Source organism: Caulobacter sp. GSs2, from assembly GCF_058680895.1.
Genome location: NZ_CM178725.1, coordinates 2,959,865 through 2,979,929, shown reverse-complemented (window position 1 = coordinate 2,979,929; position 20,065 = coordinate 2,959,865). Strand labels below are relative to the sequence as shown.

Here is a 20,065-nt window from a genome sequence, read left to right as displayed (position 1 = left end):
TGACGCGCCGACCTGTTCCAGGCGCGGGTTCGGACCGGCTCACCGCGGCGAACCATCGTTGTAACCACGATCGAGTACAGATCAGGGCTGGAGCCCACCGTTGCGCTGGAGCGTGAAGGCCTTCGTTGCGTTGCGGCGCCAGTCGGGATCGATGGGACGGTCGACCTTCGCGCCCTCGCGGGCCTGATCGGTGACGACACACTTCTTGTTTGCGTCATGGCAGCGAGCAACGAGACGGGGGTTCTTCAACCTCTCGAAGCTGGCGTGGCGCTTGCGCAGGCTGCCGGCGGCCTGAGGCTGGGCGCGCAGTGCGCCGCCGCCGCCGCCGCCGCCTCGGGGCTGGTCATACCGTGAGATCGGGCCGCCGCGCTTGAAGCCCCCTAAACGGGGGCCGGCGCGAGGCCCACGCACATCATCTTCAGCTCCATGTACTCGTCCAGGCCAAAGTGAGAGCCCTCGCGGCCCAGCCCCGATTCCTTGATGCCGCCGAAGGGCGCCACCTCGGTGGAGATCAGGCCCGTGTTGAGTCCGACCATACCATACTGAAGCCCCTCACCCATCCGCCAGGCGCGATCGAGATCCCGGGTGAAGACATAGGACGCCAGGCCCGCCCGGGTGTCATTGGCCATTGCCAGGGCCTGGGCCTCTGTCTCGAAGCGCACCAATCCGGCCACCGGACCGAAGGTTTCCTCGATGTTCAAAAGGGCCAAGGGTGGCACATCGATCAGGACCGTCGGCTCGAACCAGGTCCCCGACGTCCCAAACCGCCGGCCGCCGGTCAGCATCCCGGCTCCGCCCGCCACCGCGTTGGCGATGTGGCGCTCGACCTTGTCGAGCGCCAAGGCGTTGATCAGCGGCCCCTGGTCGGTAGCCCCCTCCAACCCATCACCGACCCGCAGCGCCTTGACCCGGTTCGTCAACCGTTCGGCGAAAGCGTCGTAGATGCCGGCCTGAACCAGAAGTCGGTTGGCGCAGACACAGGTCTGACCGGTATTGCGAAACTTGCTGGCCATCGCGCCCTCGACTGCGGCGTCGAGATCGGCGTCGTCGAACACGATGAAAGGGGCATTGCCGCCCAGCTCCAGCGACACTCGCTTGACCGTGCCCATGCAAGCCGCAGCCAGCATCTTGCCGACCGAGGTCGAGCCCGTGAAGGTGAACTTGGCGACACGAGGGTCGGTCGTCAGCACCGCTCCAATTGGAGTCGGCGGCCCGGTGACAATATTGAACACCCCCGCCGGCAACCCCGCCTCCTCGCCCAGCAAGGCCAAGGCCAGGGCCGAGAATGGCGTCAACTCCGAGGGCTTGAGCACGACCGTACAGCCAGCCGCCAAGGCCGGCGCCACCTTGCGGGTAATCATGGCCGCCGGGAAGTTCCAGGGCGTCACCGCCGCCACCACGCCCACCGGCTGCTTGAGCACGACAATCCGCTTGTCTGCCTGGTGCCCCGGTATCACCTCGCCATAGGCGCGCTTGGCTTCTTCACCGAACCACTCAATGAAGCCGGCGGCGTAGGCCACCTCGCCTTGCGCCTCGGCCAATGGCTTGCCCTGTTCGGCGGTCATCAGCCGAGCCAGGTCATCCCGGTGAGCCATGACCAATTCGAACCAGCGTCGCAGGATGGCGGCGCGGTCCTTGGCCGCGCGCGCCGCCCAGGCCGGAAAGGCCGCGTGGGCGGCGGCCACCGCGCCCAGGGTTTCAGCCTCGCCCAGGGCCGGGACGACGCCCAGCACCTTGCCATTGGCCGGATTGGTCACCTCTATGACGGCGTCACCGGTGACCCAGACGCCATTGATCCAAGCGGCTTCGCGCAGCAGGTCGGGACGTTTCAGGGCCAGACGGGCCCGCTCGCCAAGGTCGTGCCGCGTCATCAGGACACCATCGCCAGGGACGCCTCGAGGATATCGAGTCCCTCGTCGAGGATGGCGTCGGGAGTCGTCAAAGGAGCGAGCAGACGGATGGTTTCGCCGAATACGCCGCAGGACAGCAGGATCAGACCTTTTTCCAGCGCCCTGACGGTCAAGGCCTTGGCCTGGGCCCCGTCCGGCTCACCGCCGCCGCGGGAGCGGACGATGTCGAAGCCGATCATGGCCCCGGGTCCGCGGATCGAAGCGATCGGCAGCAGATCGTTGCGCTGGCTCATGGCCAGCAACCTGCGCTTGATGTGTTCCCCCTGGACGTTGGCCCGATCGAGCAGCCGCTCCTCGGCGATCACATCCAACACCGCCAGGGCGGCGGCGCAGGCGATCGGTGGTCCGGCATAGGTGCCGCCCAGACCGCCGGGCTCGGCCGCGTCCATGATCGCCGCGCGACCGATGACACCGGACAGCGGGAAGCCGCCGGCAAGCGACTTGGCCACGGTGATCAGGTCCGGCTCAACCCCGCTGTGCTCGATGCCGAACATCTTGCCGGTGCGACCGAACCCCGCCTGGATCTCATCAGCGATCAGCAGGATGCCGTGTCGGTCGCAGAGCTCACGCAGCGCCAGCAGCAGTTCGGTCGGGGCCGGCTGGAAGCCGCCCTCACCTTGCACCGGCTCGATGATGATCGCCGCCACCCGTTCAGGCTCGACATCGGCGCGGAACAGGAACTCCAGCGCCCGCAGACTGTCTTCGACCGACACGCCGTACTGCGGCACGGGAAACGGCGCGTGATAGACCTCGGCCGGCAACGGGCCAAACAGCCGCTTGTAGGGGGCGACCTTGCCGGTCATCGCCATGGTCAACATGGTGCGACCATGGAATCCGCCGGTAAAGGCGATGACCGCCGAACGGCCGGTCGCGGCGCGGGCCAGTTTGACGGCGTTCTCAACCGCTTCGGCGCCAGTGGTGAACAGGATAGTCTTGGCCGGCCCGCTGAACGGGGCCAGAGCGTTCAGCCGCTCGGCCAGGGCGACATAGGGCTCGTAGGCCACCACCTGGAAGGCGGTGTGAGTGTAGGCGTCGAGCTGGTCGCGCACGGCCTGCAGGACCTTTGGGTGCCGGTGGCCCGTGTTGAGCACGGCTATGCCGCCGGCGAAATCGACATAGCGCTTGCCCTCGACATCCCACAGCTCGGCATTCTCGGCCCGGCCGGCGAAGATCGGGGTGGCGGTGGCGACTCCGCGCGGCACGGCGGCGAGGCGGCGGGACAGCAGATCAGCGTTGGCGGACATGAAGGTGCGACTCCGGAAAGCGTGGACAAGGCTGGCGGGCCGTGGAGGCCCGCGTGTGATGGAAGATCAGGCTGGCGATCGTTGTCGGTCGAGCGCCAAGGCTGGTATGATGGCCGCCAGTCCGCTGAACAGCAGGCCGATGACCGCCAAGGTGATCAGGCCGCGATACTGGCCGCCAGCGGCGACGAAGGCGGCCAGGGCTGGACCCGACGCCAACCCAAGTTTCGAGAAAAACCCGCCGAGAGCCGCCATCTGTCCAGCCTTGTCAAAGGCCGCGCACATGCCCAACAGATAGGGGATTACGAAGGCCCAGGTCACCGCCGTGGCGATATTGGCGACCAGATAGACCCAGGGCAGATGGCTGAAATGGAACGCCCACGTGCCGACCAGGGTCAGGGCCAGGCCGGCCAGCAGCGGTCGGGTCCGGCCGAACTTCAGGCCCAGCACCACGACCATGACCGAGCCCAGGGCGCCGATCCAGTTGGCCGCCCCCAGGGTGTCGGTGATGAAGCCAAGCTTCAGACCCGAGGCCTTGCCGAGGCCGATGATATAGGCGGCCAGACCCATATTGGCGGCCTGGAACAGAAAGATGCCCGCGAAAGCCAGACTCAATGGAATCCAGCGCACGGCGGGCCTCGCGGCGCTAGCCGCGAGCTTGGGCGGCGAGGGATAGTCGCCAAGAAAGGGGATCATGGCCAGGGTGACGGCGCTGAACGTCGCCAAGGCCACGAACAGCACGCCGTGACCGAACATCGGCACTAGGTGCGGCAGGAACATCAGGCCCAGGCCGCCCAGGCCAAATTGCACCACCAGCAACATGCCGAAGGTGCGGTCAGGCGTCTTGGTGCGGGCGATGACCGCGAAGGCCACCCCGACCAGCAAGCCGCCGATCAAACCGTGGACGAAGCGGGTGGCGATCAGGATCTCAGGCGCTGTAAGCAGGGTCGAGATCAGGTCGACGATGATCAGGCTCAGCAACACCGCCACGGCGGTCGGTCGCCAGGGCAGTCGCCGGATGATGAACACCGCCGTCAGCGCCCCGACCGCCGCGCCATAGACATTGGCCGAGGCGACCAAACCGGCCGCCTTCGGGGTCAAGCCGGCGCCGGTGATCAGGCCGTCAACCAAGGCGGCCATGATGTTGACGTAGAACAGGCCGGCTGTGGCCAGGAAAGACAGCAGCACGCTGGCCAACAGGCTGTCCTCAGGGACCCGACCCGGACGGCCAGACGCGGCGAGCGCGGTCGGAGCTGCGTCGGTCATGGGCACATCCGTTTGATCTTGGCGGTTTCGACAGCGGCCTGGGCCCAGTCGAACACTCCGCTGTCGCCGAAATAATAGTAAGTGAGACCGCCCGGCAGCAGCACGACCGAGATGCCGCCATAACCCGACATGAAGGGGACCCAGAGCGGCGCGGCGCAGCCGAGCTTCGCCCCCAGGTCGCGAGCCCAGAAGCCGGCCTTGTAGCGATAGTCCTCGCCGCCGGCGCGCAAGCCTGGCCTGGCCGGGTCACGCTGCAAAGCGGCGCTCAGCAGACCGGGGTCGAGAACCGTCCGCCCATCTATGCGCGCGCCATCCGAGAGCCAGCCGCCGATCCGGGCAATGTCGTCGGCATGATAGGTCAAACCCCAACCGGTAAAGGGCTGGCGAATGGAATCGAGGGTGCGCCGGGTGGTCAGGATGGTCGGACTCAGCCGCAGCGAGCGCCACAGCGGCGCGATCAAGGCGTCATAGAAATCGCTATCGCCGCGCTCGCGCTGGATGTCGGCCAGGGCGGCGCCCAACAGATAGGTGTCGGCGGTGTGGTAGACAAAGGTCTGCCCCGGCGTGGCCCGGCGGCCGTACTGACCACAAGCATAGGCGACCTTGGCCGCGTGATCCTCAGCGTCGAAAAAGGCGCTGATCGAGGGTGCGCTCTCATCAGCTTCAAAAGCGCTTGAGCCATAGACGCCTGTCGCCATGTCCAGTGACTGGCCCAGGGTGACGTCTTTCCAGACCTCGCCGGCCGCGCATGCGGACACGTGCTCGGCGATCAGTTGGTTGGCCGCGCCCGGGACCAGGGCCTCAAGCCGCATCAGGCCGATGGCGCCGACGATCGACTTGGCGGTCGAGTAGGACGGCAGGTCGAGCGTGTTGCAGAATGGATAGTCACCGTGCCGGGTCTGGCAGGTCGAGGCATAGTGAACGCCATCGACCACCAGGCCGTAGGCAGTAGGCGGATCGCCATCCGCCGGCGGCGCCAAGACCAATCGGGCCGGGTCGAACCCGGGATAGAGTTTGGCGAGGGCGGCGATCGGACGGACCGGCAGCCGGGCGGCGACCTCCGCCCGGTAGGCGGCGGCGATCGCGTCGGCGTCGACGTCGGAGACCGCAGTCAACTGGGCAGGAACCATGCCCCAGGCGTCGAATTTCAGGTAGGCGCAGGTCTCCGAAGCGACCTCAAAGGCAACCCGCGAGACCGACCCGTCTGGTTTGAACAGGAAGGTCATCACGCCGTTGTGCAGGCAGTTGGCGTTGCGCTCCTGCAGGGCGAAGGGCATCGCCGCCCGCCGCCAGCCCCTGTCGGCGGCTTCGGTCCAAACCCGTCCGGTCTCGAGCACCCATTCCCAGACCGGATGACCACTGGCGATAGGTCCCCGCTGGACCGGGATCAGAGCCTCGCCGTCCTCGACGAAGACGAAGTCGAAAGTCGGCAGGGTGGCGCGCAGAGCCCGCGTGGCGGCTGTCGTCGCCGTTTCATCCTTGAGGATCGCCATGCCGACCTTGGCGGCGGGGCTGTCCAGCGTCAGCCGCCAGACCTCGCGGCTGGATGGGGCCTCCGCCCCGGGCGGAGGCGCGAAGGCGGAGAGCGGCAGGGGCGACGAGAAGCCTTCGCCGGAGATTAATTGATCGTGATCGAACCGCGCCCCTGGAGCCCCTGACTCTGCGGCCAACGGCTGGCCCGTCACCACCACCGCGTCGCCCCAGCAAAGAGCGCGCAGGCCACCCGCCGCCCGGAAACGGATCATCAAGGTTGACCGGCCGGCGGCGACCGGCGCCGAGACCTCGGCATGGGTGAAGGCGACGCCGTCATCAGCCCTGTCGCGCAGCGCGACGATCTCCCGCCACGTCGCGCCATCATCGGCGGAGACCTCGGCCAGACAGGCGTCATCACGACCCAGGCCCTGGCCGGCCACGGCGGCGGCCACCGAGACCTGAGCGAATCCCCGGGTCGAGACGGAGGTTGTCGCCATGGCCCGCCGCGTCAGGCGCAACGAGACATTGCCCTGGAAGGTGGTCAGCCGAACGTCGCCGGCGCCGGCCGCGCCCCAGCCGTCCGCCTGGCCATCCTGAAAGTCATCCGCGAAGATCGGCCCGGCCAAGGCCGGGGTCGCCAGGGCGACGGCGGCGGTCAGCAGGATCGCGCCAAGAGCCAGACGCGACATCAGACGAGCTCGACCGGATCGACGCCGCCGGCCGCGAGAGCAGCGGCCAGGGGAGCCAGTTGCGGTGCGTAGCGTCGCCACAGTCCCACCGAGTCGGCGTGGATCGGCTGGCGCACCTGGGCCGCGCTGGCCGTGGCGGCGGGCGCGGCGTTCTCGTGAAAACGCAGGCAGGCGTCCTGCCAGTCCAACCCGCAATGAGCGATGATCCGTCGACTCTGCGTCTCCTGATCCGTGACCAGGGCCTCATAGTCGACGTCGAGGATGCGGCCCGGCAGCACCGCGCGCCAATGGGCCATCAACCGGCGATGGGCCAGCATGTAGGCGGCCAGGTCATCAAGGTCGTAGGCATAGGGGCAGCCCATGCGGAACAGCGTCTTGTACAGGGCATAGCCACTGTCCATGGGATGGCGACGCAGATGAATGATCTTGGCGTTGGGCAGGGCGCGGGCGATCAGGCCGACATAGAGGAAGTTGACAGGCGTCTTGTCGATGACCATCGGGCGCCGCGGGCCACGGCCGGCCAGGCTGTCGAGATAGGTCCGGCCGAGCGCCGCCGGATCGAGGGTCGCCGAGCGGCGGATCAGGTCGCCCTTGCCGCCCGCCTGGCCGGCCAGGCGCATCAAGGACAGGGCGAAGTCATTGATTTCGCCAAGACTCTCCACCGCACTGTGTGAGCTGATGATGCGATCGACCAGGGTCGTGCCGCTGCGCGGCAGGCCGAGCACGAAGATCGGCCCGACCTCGGCGCACCCCTCGGGCGTCGCCGCGAACAGCGCCGGGTTGAACACCCGAGCGATCTCGTCCATCGCCGCGACATCAGACGCGACCTGATAGCTGAGCAGGCGGCGGCGGCGATCGGCGCCGCGCTTGAGCCATTCGAAGCTCTGTCGGTATTCGCCCAGGTCCTCGAACTCCTTGGCCAGGGCATAGCTCATCGCCACCTCGGCGGGCCCGGGCCGGGTCCGCGCCACGGCGTCGAGCAGTGCTGGAACGTGGTTGGCCTGCGCTGTCTGCCGCCGCAGAGTCGAACGGTTCTGCCACGCGTCGGCGTCAGCGGGATCGAGCGCGATGACGCGGTCGAGCAGGGCCTCGGCCTCACCGGTAAGACCCAGAGCGATCTGGGCGGACGCCAGATTGTAGAGGCAGCGTGGGTCGTCGGGGGTCAGGTCGACCGCGCGCCGGTAACAGCGCGCGGCCTCGTGAGTTTTGCCACAGTGGGTGTAGTATTCGCCTAGATGTTGCAAAAGGCGCGCGTCATCGCCCGCCGTCGCCTCGATCACCGCCAGGCCCAAAAGCGCCTGGCCGACGCGGCCGTCACGGATGAGCGGGGCGATCATGCCCAGATCCTCCATCGCCTTGCTCCGCGCCGCCAAGCCACCCATCCGAAATCTAGAAGCTGTAGTCGACCGACAGACCGACGGTCCGCGGCAGGGAGATGAACTGTTTCGAGGCGTTGCCATAGTAACCGACCGATGGCCGGGTTCCCATGTAGGCTTCGGTGAACTCGCCCGTCACGCCAGGGTCGTTGAACAGGTTCTTGATGAACAGGGTCCCGGTCAGCGGCCCCTTCGAAAGCGAGGTCGAAGCGTTCCAGATCTGGAAACCGGACAGGCGGGTATTGTATTTCGCCCCTCCAATCGCGTTGCGGGTCGAGGATTGGTAGTAACCACTGGCCCGAGCGACCAGGCGGAGGTCACCGCCCAGTTTCCAGGTGTAGTCACCCGCCAGGGTGACCGCCTGCTTGGGCGTGCCGGGCAGTTTCGAGCCGTCACTCGCCAGCACCGAGCCAAGCGGGCTGACGACAGCGGCGCTCAAAGCCGCATCGGTATAGGTGTAACCGATCGCATAGTGCAAAGCGTCGGTTGGCCGGCCGTCGATCGACGACTCTAGCCCAAAGGTCCGCGCCTTGCCGCCGTTTTGCACGACATAGAAGCCCCAGTTCGGGGTGGCGGTGTTGAGCTGGATGTCCTTCCAGTCAACATAGAACAGGGCGGCGTCATAGGTGATGGTTCCCCGTCGCCCCTTGATCCCGGCCTCGTAATTGACCACCGCGTCGGATTTGTAGATCTGCCAGCGCGGGTCCTCGGCAAAGTTGCCGCTCAGCGGCACGGCGTTGGAGCCACCCCGGCGGTAGCCCTCGGAGACCGTCGCGTAGAACAGGCCCTTGTCGCTGAACTTCCAGGCCAGGTTGCCCTTGAAGAGCGCCCGGCTCTCCGACGACTCGAACCGCGCCGTGACCGGCTGGCTGAGCGAGGTGTAGAGGGGCACATCGATGAGGGTGTTGTTGACCGCCTTGTTGTCGAACCAGCGAACGCCGCCGGTCAGCGACAGGCTGTCGCTGGCGTGCCAGGTCAGCTCGCCGAACACGGCCTTGTCGGTGAAGTCCTCGTGACGGCGATACTTGAAGTCCCGGTCGCCGGCCACCGCCGACGGAGCGCCGCTCCAGATGTCCCACCAGCGCTTGAATCCACGCAAGTAGCTGTCCTGCGACGACACCAAGGTGTCATCATTGTAGTAGGCCCCGACGACATAGTCGAAATCGCCGCCGGTCTTGGAAACCAGACGCAGTTCCTGGATGGTCGCGGTGTCCGAATAGTCGCGCACGGCCGAAGCCATTGGGCGCGGATAGTTATAGTAGAAACTCAGAAAGCCGGCCTGGGCGTAGAAGCCGGTGTTCTCGCTGACACTCGTCCCCTTGTGCTCGTAGTGCGAGGTCGAAGAGGTCAGGGTGGCGAAGCCCAGATCGATGTTCATTTCCAGACTGGTCAGGTTGACGTCTCGCGACGACGGTTCGAGCTGGATCGAGCCGTTCTGATAGTCGCCATAGGCCTTGCCGTAACCGTCGAGGCCATGGGTCACCTGACGGCGACCGCCGATCTCGTCCGACTGCTGACTATAGCTCAGGGTGGCGTCGAAGCGGTCGGTCGGCTGCCAGCGCAGCGCTACCCGCCCGAAGGTGATCCCAACCGTGTCGGCGTCCTTCTTGCTCGTGTAGTTCGCGTTCGGCGACAGCAGCCCGTTAGGCGCCGCGGGCGCGCCCGAGCTGTCCAGGACATAGAGGTTCACATAGTCGGTCACGCCCGGATAATCGATGCGGCTGACAGTGGCGCGCAGAGCCAGGGTGTCGCCCAGCGGCAGGTTCAAGGTCAGGTCGCCGGCCCAGCCGGCGCTCCCCGAGCCTTCGACCTTGCTGCCCGTCAGGCTCACCGCGCCCTCGAACACGCCCAGTTTCGGGGCTCGGGTGATGTAGCGGACGGTTCCGCCCAGAGAGCCCGAGCCGTACAGCGAGCCCTGGGGCCCGCGCAACACCTCTACCCGTTCAAGATCCTTGAGCAGAAAGCCGGCGAACAGCGGCGTTTCGTTGATGTAGGTCGAGACCGGCGCGACACTGGAAACCGCGTAGTCGCCCAAGGCATTGCTGTCGACATTGATGCCGCGGATCAGCACGTTGTTGACGACCCCGGCGTTGCGATAGCCTCGATCAACCACGGCGACACCCGGAATCCCGCGCATCAATTCGGCGCTGTCGGCGATCTTGGCGGTCTCGATGGCGGCGCCCGACACCGCCGAGATGTTGTAGGGAACTTCCAGGACGCTCTGTTCGCGTCGGTTGGCGGTGACCACGATCTCGTCGATCGTGTTGGCGCCGCTGGCCTGAGCCATGGCCGCGCCGCCGGCTCCCAAACCCAGCATCAGGGCGGTGATCGATACGGCCCCTCTAAGATTCGACTTGTTCATCCTGCAACCCCCTCGTTCAAATCTATCGTTTTTGTTGATCAATGACGCGCTCTACAGAACGCTAGGTCTTGATGGCGCTCAGGCTCGGCCGGGCGATCTGTTCGGATCGCGGCTTTTCCAATGCCCCCAGGCTGGCGAAGGCGGGAGAGGCGGCAAAGCCGTCGCGGTAAGGCGGAAAGACGATGGGCGTATCGCGCAAGCTCTTCAGCGGTTGACCCAGACCGTGCCAGCCGCGTTCGCGAACCCGGCTGACCTGGTCGAGATCGAGCTCGACGGCGATCACTTCATGTCCAGCTCCGGCCAGGTGGATGACCTCGCCGCCGGGACCGAACACCCCGGACTTACCGACCCCCAGTGAGCCAGCCACATTGATGTCAACGAAGAACACCTGATTGGTCGCCGCGCTGGCCCGGGCAATTGCAAGCTCGGCGTCACGATCAATGGTGTTGGTCATCCCAGGATGCAGAATGACCTCGGCGCCCATCCAGGTCAGGGTTCGCGTGGTCTCCGGGAACCACATGTCGTAGCAGATCGACAGACCAAAACGCCCGACCTCGGGGACATCGAAGACCACGAATTCGCCGCCCGACGACACACCCTGCTCGTAGGGCGTGAACGGATAGATTTTGCGATAGCGGGCGACCACCTGGCCGCTGGGGTCGATCACAGGCGCGGTATTGTAGATCTTGTCGCCCGACTGCTCGAACAATGAGCCCGGCACCAACCAGACGCCGGCCGCGCGAGCCGCTTCGCACATCTTCTTCTCGGCAGGCCCCGGTAAGGGCTGCGCATGACTGACGCCCGCGCCGAACAAGGTCAATTCGCTGACCACGACCATGTCGACCCAAGGCAGGCGCGCCTTGACCGCCGCGATCTCGGCGGCGATCCGGTCACAATTGTCACCCTTGGCCAGTTCAAGCTGCAGGCCGGCGATTCCGATGGGACGCATGTCGTCTTCCACTGCGAGCCGGATGGCCCTGTGACGGAAGAGTGACGGCGCAGAGGAAAGCCACATAGCGCCAGTCGAAGACCATCGATGGCGCCAGTTTTTGCCTAACGTCCCCGACGGGCGATATCTGGCGCCAGGCTCATACTGCGTCCGCGCGCCGGATGACCGCGGAGTCGACCAGCCGACCATTGGTGTCGAACCAGCCAATGCGGTCTGCGACAATGACGGTGACAAAACTGGCGATCTCGCCATAGGACCATTGGCGCCACTGCCGGCGCCAGACATCGTCCTCGACCCACCACCGACCGACGTCGCAATCCTCATTGGCGTAACCCGCGCGGCCGGTCATCCGCCCGTCCGGGAGCAATTCAATCGTACAAGGGTCGCCATAGACGGTCTTGCAGAGCAACACCGCACCGGACATGGCCGCGTGGAGCGCCTCCCCGGTCAACCGGGCCTCCGGCGCATGGGGGAAGGCGGGCTTGGCCCCGGGCAGGTCGCGCATCAGGTCGGCGAGCACCGCAACCCCTTCACGGATTCGGTCGAGCGGCAGGCTGGTGACACCGAGGCGGAAGATGTTCGACGGCCCCTCGCCCCCGGCATAATAGGGCCCGACCGGTTCGATCAGCACGCCGCGCCGTTCGGCCTCGACGGCCAGGCTCTTGACGTCGAGATGGCTGGGGCCGCGCACCCAGTAGGCGGCTCCGCCGCGCACCGGCGCGATCGCCACAGACTGCTGCAGATAGTGGTTCAGGGCGTCGCGTAGCGCGGTGCGGCGTTCGCGAAACAACCGTCCCAGTCGCATCATCGTCGCATCATGGTGACCCATGGCCAGGAAATGGGCCACCGTGCGCTGATTGTTCAAAGGTGGGTGGCGCACAGCCAAGCCACGCAAGCGTCGGGCCTCGGCGACCACCGCAGCGGGAGCGACCATAAACCCCAGCCGCAGACCCGGGCCCAGCACCTTGGACAAACCGGCGACATAGATCACCCGGCCATCGCGATCGAGACTGTATAGGGCCGGGCAGGCCTCATCGAGATAGTTGGTCTCGCAGGCGAAATCGTCCTCGATGATCACCATGTCACGGGCCGCCGCCTTCTTCAGCAGAGCGTCGCGACGGGCCTGGGTCAGCATCACCCCGGTCGGGAACTGGTGGCTGGGCGTGACATAGATAAGATCGCACTCGTCGAGGCGACGATCCACCAACACGCCGTCATCATCGACCGGTTGGATGACCGTGCGCCCGCCGCGGTCGGCGATCAGGCGGCGCATGTCGGGGTAGCCGGGATCCTCGATCGCGACAGTGACGCTCGGGTCGATCAGCATCTGGCTGATCAGGGCGAGCGCCTGCTGAGCCCCGACGGTGATCAGGATCTCGTCGGGGCGGGCCTGGATGCCGCGTCGGGGTAGCACCTTGGTGCGGATTTCCTCGATCAGCATCGGATCGTCGGCGTCGCCGCTATCGGTGGCCCACTGGGCGATGTCTGTGACGGTCAGGGCCTGGCGACTGGCCTCTCGCCACTCGGTTACGGGAAACAACGAGGCGTCGAATACGCCGTCTATGAACGGATAGGGATACTGCCGCCAGTTGGGGATACGGCGCGAAGCCGGATCGCCGTCAGTCCCGGTCTTGAAGCGTGCGCCCCAATGGGAGTCCGGCGCCGGGTCGCGTCCGCCGGCCACGGTCTCGACCGAAGTCAAACCCCGTAGCATGTCGTGATCGACGTAGATGCCGCTACGCTCGCGACTGACGAACAGACCCTCGTCGAGCAGTTTCTGATAGGCCAAGGTCACGGTGTTGCGCGCCAAGCCCAGTTGCTGGGCCAGAGCGCGAGACGACGGCAGCCGACGCCCCGACGCGAAGGCGCCAGCGCAGGCGGCCTCGACCAGCTTGCGACGCACCTGATCCTGAAGGCTCAAATTACTGTCAGGATCGAGGAAGATGAGCGGCCCAGCCATAACAAGATCTTCACCCGAGCCGAGGCTCGGCGTCCAGCCTTTCTCCCGAGACCTTCCAGGAACAGGGCGCGCTCGGCAAAGGCTTGCCATTGTTCTCCGACCTGCCCGCGCCGAGGCCACTCAAGCTCATCAGCTCGAAAGCCTTTCCGGGGCGCGCCATGGCGCCAGTTTGTCAGCCTGCCTGACATTTCACCGAAGACATGTTTGCCCGTGGTCTTGAATGAGAAGGCGGGATGACGGCGACCGCCAAAGGCCGTGCGATCGCCGCCGCCTGGGCTCATTCTGGTCTCGGGCCGAGGTGGAGCGATGCTTCGCGGAAGTGTTTCCAGCCGGACGGCCGATCCAAGCCATATTTATCCGTCCGCTCTTGTCGCACCGCGTTGCGAGCCTCGGTGTGCGAGACTGTCACGCAGCTTTCGCCGTCGCCACACTGCGACGCCGTCCCCGTGGTCGCCATGGGCTTCGAGGACGGTCTTAAGTTGGAAATGCGCCTCTAGGGGCTACTTTAAGCCGCATTACTTGAGTTGCCGACAGGTCCCGATTGAATGATATCAATGCGTTAAAGGGGCAGCCCAATCAGGCTGCGACATGAGAGGGCCAGTTCAGGTTTCGATTTTCTCTCGGTCGGGCGAGATGGGCCCCACGAGACGGTTGCGACTTCAAGACCGCTCCTGTATCGAACGCCTCTCTTCGCCAACGCATATTGCGTTGACCCCGGATGGCCCGGTGGCGGAGTGGTTACGCAGCGGATTGCAAATCCGTGCACCCCGGTTCGATTCCGGGCCGGGCCTCCAATCTTTTCAATGATTTGAATTCAACGACGTTCTCCGGTTTGCAGACCGGTTTGCAGGAAAGCTCCCCAACGCTGTCTCGCATCCGCTTAGCCGGACGCTTCGCGTTGACCTGTGAGGTTGAATTACGGTTGGCATATCTCTCAAGGGTCGCGAGAGATCGAAGCGAGTGACCTGAACAAATGCAATCTCTTCCCGTGTCCAGTTGCGCACGAAGCAACGAGTTACGAACGTCCCGCGCAGGTCGTGGAAGCTGACACCGTCAATCCCGGCGAGCGGAGCATCGACTTCGCGGTGTTGATGATCGTGCGACTCGATATGTGGTTTTACATGAGCCACTCGATCAGTCTGTTTGTGCGGGGGCAGCCACCCCAGATGATCCACATGAGCTAGGGGGCAGAATGGGCCACAAAGACTATTTCATTCGCTCGGCCATCGATTTCGCGTTTCGACGTAACGTTTTGCTATCGACGGCCTCGCCGACATAGCGGCAGGAACGCCGGATGTGATCGTCACGGTTTCTGCTTCATACCGAGTCGATGAGGCAGCGGCAGTAGGCCGCCAAATCTGTTGGCGCGACTACAGCAGAAACACGTTTGACGACGCTGTCGGCGCCACAGGCCTGGCGCGCAGCAGCCGCGCCACGCGCGCCAGAAGCAAGGCGTCGCTGAAGGGCTTGGCGAGATAGTCCCGCGCCCCCAGGGCCAGCGCTTCCTTGACGTCGCCGGGCGCATTGCGGGCGGTGAGCATCATCACCGGGATATTGGCCACCAGGGGGCTCTTTCTGATGTGGCGCAGGACCCCAAAGCCGTCCAGGCGGGGCATGCTGACGTCCAGGATAATGGCGTCCGGACGCGTACTGTGGATGCCGTCGATGGCCTCCCATCCATCACGCCCGAAGACCGTGTCGTAGCCCGCCAGGCTGAGCCGGGTGGTCAGCAGTTCGAGGAGATTGCGGTCATCCTCCGCGATGAAGATTCGCCGCCGACGCGCCTCAATCGGCATCTTCGCTCTCCCCCTCATGATACAGGGCGCGATTGATCTCCGTGATCAGCGCCCGCGCATCAAGCGGCTTGGCGACCATGCCGTCAAAGACACCTTCAGGCAGCGCCCCGCCGACATCGGCCGAGAAGGCGATGATGGGCACATTTCCATTGAGGGCGACCTCACGGATCTGGCGGGTCGCCTCCACGCCGCCGATACCCGGCATGCGCAGATCCATCAGGATCACATCGAACGGCTCGGCGCTGGCGAGCCCGACCGCCGCCTCGCCATCGGCGGCCTCCGTCATCTCGGCGCCAAACACGCGCAGGACCGCGCAGACCAGATCGCGATTGACCGCACGGTCGTCGACGACCAGCACACGGCAACCCTCCGGAATGACCGCCGCCGCCTGGCTATCGGTCCCGGCTTCGCCAAGCGAAACCTTCGCGGCCGGAAGTTCGAACCAGAAGCAAGACCCCTGGCCCGCCTGGCTGGCAGCGCCGATCTGGCCGCCCATGGCGTCCACAAGCCCCTTGCAGATTGCCAAGCCCAACCCTGTCCCGCCGTGCTTGCGCGTGGAGGAGCCGTCGACCTGGGAAAACCGCTTGAATAGCTGATCCAGGCGATCGGCGGGTATGCCCGCGCCGCTGTCGGTGACGGTCACCCGAAACAGGCCGGTTCGCGCCGTCCACTTGGCGGCCAGCTCCACTCGACCGCTGTCGGTGAACTTCACGGCGTTGCCGATCAGGTTGAGCAGGATCTGGCGTATCCGATCAGAGGCCAGGGTCAGACCCGGGGGCAGGCCATCCAAGCCGGTCATCACCAGGTCCAGACCCTTTTCCTGGGCCTGGCCCGAGAAGAGGTCCATGGCGTCTTCAAGGATTTGTCGCGGGTCGCTGGGGGTAACGACGATCTCGACCTGACCGGCCTCGAGCTTGGAAAAGTCCAGGATGTCGTTGACCGTCGACAGCAGCGCCTTGCCGGCGTTGGAGACGCGATCGACGAAACGGCGCGTGGCCGGCGAGAGTTCGGGTTGATCCTCGATCAGCCGCGAGAAGCCCAGCACGGCCGTCAAGGGCGTGCGCAGTTCGTGGCTCATGTTCGACAGAAACTCGGCCTTCACCACCGCCGCGGCTTCAGCTTCCGCGCGGGCCAGTTTCAGGGCCTGCTCCAGCGCCTTGCGGCTGGTGATGTCGCGAATGACATCCTGGATCGCGGCCAGCTTGCCAGTGTCCGCGTCGAAGAACAGCTTGGGCTGCCCTTCCACCCAAACCCAATGGCCGTCCTTGTGCCGCCCCCGAAATTGGAAGGGCTCGGAGATCGCGGAAGGCCCCCTGGCGATCAACTCGGCATAGTAGACCATCAACAGCGGCGCATCGTCGGGATGGGCCATGTCGATGACCTGCCGGCCGACCATCTCCTCGGGGGCGTAGCCGAGGATAGGGCGGCATGCGGGTGAGACGAACCGGATCTCGCCACTCGGGCCGAAGGCGGCGATCATGTCGCTGGCGTTGTCGGCCAGCAGGCGATAGCGGCTTTCGTTGGCCGCCAATTCGGCCTGGATACGGCGTTCGTCGGTGATGTCGCGAACCGTGCCCATGATGAAAGCGGGGGCTCCGTCGGCCCCCATCTCGATAATCGAGCTGCCGGAGATGTAGCGGTCCCCGCCGTCCGGACGGACGATGCGGGTGATGACGTTGTTGTCGGCCTCACCCGTCCTCAAGCGTTCGACGAGCCTGGCCCTGGTCCGGGCCTGTTCTTCGGGATGGACTAGGTCGTTGAACATCTCGATGGCCGGATGTTCGACGCGCTCCAGCCCATAGATTTCGAACATCTTGGCCGACACATCCAGATCCAGGGCCTTCAGGTCGTAACGCCAGTAGCCGACGCCGCCGATATTCTCGGCCAGTCGCGCTCGCTGGGCCTGTTCGCGCGCTTCGTCGCGAGCGGTCGCCATCTCAAGTTCCAGGGCCTTGCGGTCAGAGATATCTCGCGCGACAGCAACGATTTCCTGAGGCGCGCCGGCCGCATCGCGCACCAGCTGAAGGTTTGCTTCCACCCAGACATAGTGGCCCAGCTTGTGCCGCGAGCGGTGCTGCAGGGTCGTCTGGTCAAGGCCGCGCGACATGGCCTCAAACACCGACATCACCCGCTCACGATCGTCGGGATGCAGCACCATCGGCACGGTCAGGTCGATGGTTTCCTCGACGCTGTAGCCCAGCAGCTTCTCGACGGCGGGTGAGATGAAGCGGCCCGCGCCCGCGAAATCGTAGCGGGCGATGACGTCGCCGGCATGCTCGGTCACGAGCCGGTAGCGTTCCTGACGGCGTTGGAGGCTCGCGATGGTCTCGACGGTCTCGGTGATGTCCTGGAACAGGCCGAGGATCGAGGCCGGCTTCCCGTGATCGTCCAGCTCGCAAACCCCGCGCGAGATCACGTGGCGCACGGCGCCATCGGCGCGCATCAGGCGAAGGCGGAACTCAAAGCCATCCCCGGTCTGGCTCGCATGGGCCAGATGGCCCATGACCATGGCGCGGTCATCGGGATGATAAAAGGCCACGGCGTCGTCGAGATCGGGGTCGAAGCTTTGGCGATCTACGCCGTGGATGGCGTAGACTGTGTCGGACCAAACGACATTGTTGGTGACGAGGTCCCGCCGCCATTGGCCCACCCCGGACATGACCTCGGCGATTTCAAGAAGCCGCTGTTTTTCGCGGGTCTGGCGGTTGGCTCGCGCCAGTTCAAACTCGTCGACGACAATGCGCGCGAGCAATTTGAGTCGCTCCAGCTCCGCGGCGCTGGGGCGCGGCCGCGGCTTGTTGTCGATGACGCAGAGGGTTCCGAGATTGTGGCCGTCCTTGGTGGTCAAGGTCGCCCCGGCATAGAAGCGAATATCGGGCGCGCCCGTGACCAAGGGATTGTCCGCAAAGCGGGGGTCCAGGGTGGCGTCTTCAACCACCATCACCGCATCGGCGCCCATGGCGATGGCATGGGCGCAGAAGGCCTGATCACGCGGCGTCTCGGACGCCTCCAGGCCCACCTTGGCCTTGAACCACTGTCGATGTTCATCGACCAGCGAGACCAGCGAAATGGGCGTCGCAAACAGGTTGCCGGCCAGACCCGCCAAGCGATCGATGGCGGCGTCGGCCTCGGTGTCCAGCACCCTGTACGCCCGCAAGGCGTCCAGCCTTAATACTTCGCGTTCGTCCATGCTGTTCGCTCGCAATCGGCTGGCATGCTCAGATGGGAACCATCACGGCAAATCCGTGCGTAGTCTAGTGGCACGGGCGGGATAGGCGCGTATCCCCGTATTGTGTTTTGGGTATTGGCGCTCAGCTCGCGCAATAGATGTTCAAATCATGATTGCTGAAACATTTGCGAGAAATTTACTATGATATTCAGAAGTTGGTCGTCTCTGTGGAGCGACTGACGCATTATGGACTGGTTAACTGGATAGTTACTTTGCGGAAAGCGAGATCAACGCTCTGAGCAATCTCAACTTTCGGGATGTTCGTAGAGCTAACGGGCTGCCGATGAATACGCTCGACGCAGGCGGGCGCCTGTACGGCGCGTCGCAAGAGGGCCTATCGATGCGTCCCATCGGCGAGACGATATGCCAACGCCTTGGCCCAGACGATCTGCGACCGGTTATGCGTAACTTTCTCCGGTCCGACCCTCCCCTCGTCGGGTTTGCGCAATTGAGCCGTGTGGCGACCCCGGCTAATCTGGGTCAAAATCTGGGGAGGTCCGTGTGAATCTGAAGCTGGCGATTCCGATCGTCCTGATCCTGGCGGCGACGCTCGCCTGGACGTTCGCGGCTCCCTATGTCCAGCATTGGAAGGCCCGCCGGGCGGCGGCGCGGCGGCGGCTGGCCGAGGGCCGCCAGAAATAGGTCCTCGCTTACAGCACTCCCCGGCACAGCCCAAGGTCCAGAGACTCGAGCGTCCCAACCGCCCGAGCGTCCTCAATCATCGTCCGGGCAAATAATAAAACAAATTGTTTTTATAAATACCTTGTGATCTGTCTTGGCCAAGAACGGCTGGGGACGAAACGTTGGACGCGGATAGCAGAGCGACGCGCGGCATGCGCATTGGCGTCGATGTTGGCGGCACCAAGATCGAAGTCGCGGCGCTGGCACCCGAAGGCGGCTACGTCTCGCGTCTCCGCGCCCCGACTCCGGCCTCCTATGACAGCGCTATCAGAATTATCCGTGATCTGATTGACCAGACAGAGTCTGCCACCAACGCTCGCGGAACAGTCGGCATGGGGGCGCCAGGGTCGGTCTCACCGACCTCTGGTCTGGTGCGCAACGCCAATACAGTCTGGCTGAACGGCCGCCAGCCGGGGAAAGATCTGGAGCAGGCCCTTTTGCGCCCCGTTAGAGTCGCCAACGACGCCAATTGCCTGGCCCTGTCCGAAGCCATCGATGGGGCTGCCGCCGGATTCAGGACCGCCTTTGCGGTAATCCTGGGCACGGGCTGCGGCGGCGGCGTGGTGGTGGATCGGCGACTGGTCGAGGGCGCCAATGGCGTCGGCGGCGAGTGGGGCCACCTTCCCCTGCCCTGGCCAGCGGCCGATGAGACGCCCGGCCCCGCCTGCTGGTGCGGACGGCGCGGGTGCCTGGAGACATGGATCTCGGGCTCGGGCCTGCAGCGTGACTTTCAGACCCGCACGGGTCGCGCCCTGAAGGGCGAAGAGATCGTCAACGCTGCGGCGACCGGCGACGCCGAGGCCGTTGCAGCGCTGGATCGGTTGTTCGAGCGCCTGGGCCGGGGCCTGGCGATGATCTGCGACATTCTTGATCCCGACGTCTTCGTGTTCGGCGGCGGGCTGTCGAAGGTCGATGCGCTCTATCAGCGCCTGCCGGACCTGATCGCGCCGCATGTGTTTTCCGACCGCTGGGCTGCCAAGCTGGTTCCGGCGCGCTGGGGCGACGCTTCCGGTGTGAGGGGCGCGGCGATGCTGTGGTCCCAGCCCGATCGGCCTGCCGACGGCCTAGTCCCCGACACCACAATCCCGGCGTCCACAACGATCTGAACAGAAAATGCAGCCGGACGGTCACGT

The 20,065-nt window shown here is 65.3% G+C and carries 14 protein-coding genes and 1 tRNA gene; 5 read left to right on the top strand and 10 right to left on the bottom strand.

All coding sequences use genetic code 11. The features are described 5' to 3' along the window. The first annotated feature begins 12 nt into the window (after positions 1-12). The gene (locus tag ACW17Z_RS14490; protein ID WP_492058538.1) at positions 13-354 is read left to right on the top strand and encodes an aminotransferase class V-fold PLP-dependent enzyme; all 342 of its coding nucleotides are present in this window, start codon (positions 13-15) and stop codon (positions 352-354) included. A 26-nt stretch (positions 355-380) separates the two neighbouring features. On the opposite strand, the gene ACW17Z_RS14485 is transcribed toward ACW17Z_RS14490, so the two are convergent. The 8 genes from ACW17Z_RS14485 to pdxR form a co-directional block, all read right to left on the bottom strand. Continuing rightward, positions 381-1,871 carry an NAD-dependent succinate-semialdehyde dehydrogenase gene (locus tag ACW17Z_RS14485; RefSeq protein WP_492056509.1) on the bottom strand — a complete coding sequence of 497 codons (1,491 nt, stop codon included), beginning with the start codon at positions 1,869-1,871 and terminating at the stop codon, positions 381-383. Continuing rightward, positions 1,871-3,154 carry a 4-aminobutyrate--2-oxoglutarate transaminase gene (gabT, locus tag ACW17Z_RS14480; protein WP_492056508.1) on the bottom strand — a complete coding sequence of 428 codons (1,284 nt, stop codon included), beginning with the start codon at positions 3,152-3,154 and terminating at the stop codon, positions 1,871-1,873. The genes ACW17Z_RS14485 and gabT overlap by 1 nt, the downstream gene beginning before the upstream one ends. A gap of 66 nt (positions 3,155-3,220) precedes the next feature. Next, positions 3,221-4,417 (bottom strand): MFS transporter, encoded by a 1,197-nt coding sequence (locus ACW17Z_RS14475; RefSeq protein WP_492056507.1) that lies wholly within the window; start codon positions 4,415-4,417, stop codon positions 3,221-3,223. Next, complete coding sequence (locus tag ACW17Z_RS14470; protein ID WP_492056506.1) at positions 4,414-6,579, bottom strand: serine hydrolase domain-containing protein; 2,166 nt, start codon at positions 6,577-6,579, stop codon at positions 4,414-4,416. The genes ACW17Z_RS14475 and ACW17Z_RS14470 overlap by 4 nt, the downstream gene beginning before the upstream one ends. Further along, the gene (locus ACW17Z_RS14465) at positions 6,579-7,916 is read right to left on the bottom strand and encodes a sulfotransferase family protein (protein ID WP_492056505.1); all 1,338 of its coding nucleotides are present in this window, start codon (positions 7,914-7,916) and stop codon (positions 6,579-6,581) included. The genes ACW17Z_RS14470 and ACW17Z_RS14465 overlap by 1 nt, the downstream gene beginning before the upstream one ends. Positions 7,917-7,968: 52 nt before the next feature. Then, positions 7,969-10,317: a TonB-dependent receptor gene (locus ACW17Z_RS14460; protein ID WP_492056503.1), complete on the bottom strand. Its 2,349-nt coding sequence runs from the start codon at positions 10,315-10,317 to the stop codon at positions 7,969-7,971. A gap of 61 nt (positions 10,318-10,378) precedes the next feature. Then, entirely contained in the window at positions 10,379-11,266 is an 888-nt protein-coding gene (locus ACW17Z_RS14455) for a carbon-nitrogen hydrolase family protein (RefSeq protein ID WP_419318629.1), read from the bottom strand. A gap of 139 nt (positions 11,267-11,405) precedes the next feature. Then, positions 11,406-13,226, bottom strand: coding sequence for a MocR-like pyridoxine biosynthesis transcription factor PdxR (gene pdxR, locus ACW17Z_RS14450; protein WP_419318631.1), 1,821 nt, complete (start codon positions 13,224-13,226; stop codon positions 11,406-11,408). Between the two features lie 720 nt (positions 13,227-13,946). Between pdxR and ACW17Z_RS14445 the strand changes: the two genes are divergently transcribed. Continuing rightward, positions 13,947-14,020 (top strand) — tRNA-Cys (locus tag ACW17Z_RS14445). Between the two features lie 243 nt (positions 14,021-14,263). After that, positions 14,264-14,410: a hypothetical protein gene (locus ACW17Z_RS14440; RefSeq protein WP_492056501.1), complete on the top strand. Its 147-nt coding sequence runs from the start codon at positions 14,264-14,266 to the stop codon at positions 14,408-14,410. Between the two features lie 186 nt (positions 14,411-14,596). Here ACW17Z_RS14440 and ACW17Z_RS14435 read toward each other — a convergent pair whose 3' ends face one another. Together ACW17Z_RS14435 and ACW17Z_RS14430 are read right to left on the bottom strand one after the other, a co-directional pair. Beyond that, a complete protein-coding gene (locus ACW17Z_RS14435) occupies positions 14,597-15,022 on the bottom strand; it encodes a response regulator (RefSeq protein WP_419318641.1) in 426 nt (141 codons plus the stop codon). Beyond that, on the bottom strand, positions 15,012-18,212 hold the full coding sequence (locus ACW17Z_RS14430; RefSeq protein WP_492056500.1) for a PAS domain S-box protein: 3,201 nt from the start codon (positions 18,210-18,212) through the stop codon (positions 15,012-15,014). Before ACW17Z_RS14430 ends, ACW17Z_RS14435 begins: the two co-directional genes overlap by 11 nt. A 540-nt stretch (positions 18,213-18,752) precedes the next feature. Here ACW17Z_RS14430 and ACW17Z_RS14425 point away from each other — a divergent pair. Beyond that, a complete protein-coding gene (locus ACW17Z_RS14425) occupies positions 18,753-18,893 on the top strand; it encodes a hypothetical protein (protein WP_419318645.1) in 141 nt (46 codons plus the stop codon). Positions 18,894-19,084: 191 nt separating this feature from the next. Next, positions 19,085-20,038, top strand: a complete 954-nt coding sequence (locus tag ACW17Z_RS14420) for an ROK family protein (protein ID WP_492056499.1) — start codon at positions 19,085-19,087, stop codon at positions 20,036-20,038. Positions 20,039-20,065: the final 27 nt, after the last annotated feature.

What these genes read in the sequence shown, in the direction of transcription:
- ACW17Z_RS14485 (WP_492056509.1), bottom strand. Translation starts at nt 1,871, where the DNA reads ATGACGCGGCACGACCTTGGCGAGCGGGCCCGTCTGGCCCTGAAACGT.
- gabT (WP_492056508.1), bottom strand. Translation starts at nt 3,154, where the DNA reads ATGTCCGCCAACGCTGATCTGCTGTCCCGCCGCCTCGCCGCCGTGCCG.
- ACW17Z_RS14475 (WP_492056507.1), bottom strand. Translation starts at nt 4,417, where the DNA reads ATGACCGACGCAGCTCCGACCGCGCTCGCCGCGTCTGGCCGTCCGGGT.
- ACW17Z_RS14470 (WP_492056506.1), bottom strand. Translation starts at nt 6,579, where the DNA reads ATGTCGCGTCTGGCTCTTGGCGCGATCCTGCTGACCGCCGCCGTCGCC.
- ACW17Z_RS14465 (WP_492056505.1), bottom strand. Translation starts at nt 7,916, where the DNA reads ATGATCGCCCCGCTCATCCGTGACGGCCGCGTCGGCCAGGCGCTTTTG.
- ACW17Z_RS14460 (WP_492056503.1), bottom strand. Translation starts at nt 10,317, where the DNA reads ATGAACAAGTCGAATCTTAGAGGGGCCGTATCGATCACCGCCCTGATG.
- ACW17Z_RS14455 (WP_419318629.1), bottom strand. Translation starts at nt 11,266, where the DNA reads ATGCGTCCCATCGGAATCGCCGGCCTGCAGCTTGAACTGGCCAAGGGT.
- pdxR (WP_419318631.1), bottom strand. Translation starts at nt 13,226, where the DNA reads ATGGCTGGGCCGCTCATCTTCCTCGATCCTGACAGTAATTTGAGCCTT.
- ACW17Z_RS14435 (WP_419318641.1), bottom strand. Translation starts at nt 15,022, where the DNA reads ATGCCGATTGAGGCGCGTCGGCGGCGAATCTTCATCGCGGAGGATGAC.
- ACW17Z_RS14430 (WP_492056500.1), bottom strand. Translation starts at nt 18,212, where the DNA reads ATGGACGAACGCGAAGTATTAAGGCTGGACGCCTTGCGGGCGTACAGG.
- ACW17Z_RS14420 (WP_492056499.1), top strand. Translation starts at nt 19,085, where the DNA reads ATGCGCATTGGCGTCGATGTTGGCGGCACCAAGATCGAAGTCGCGGCG.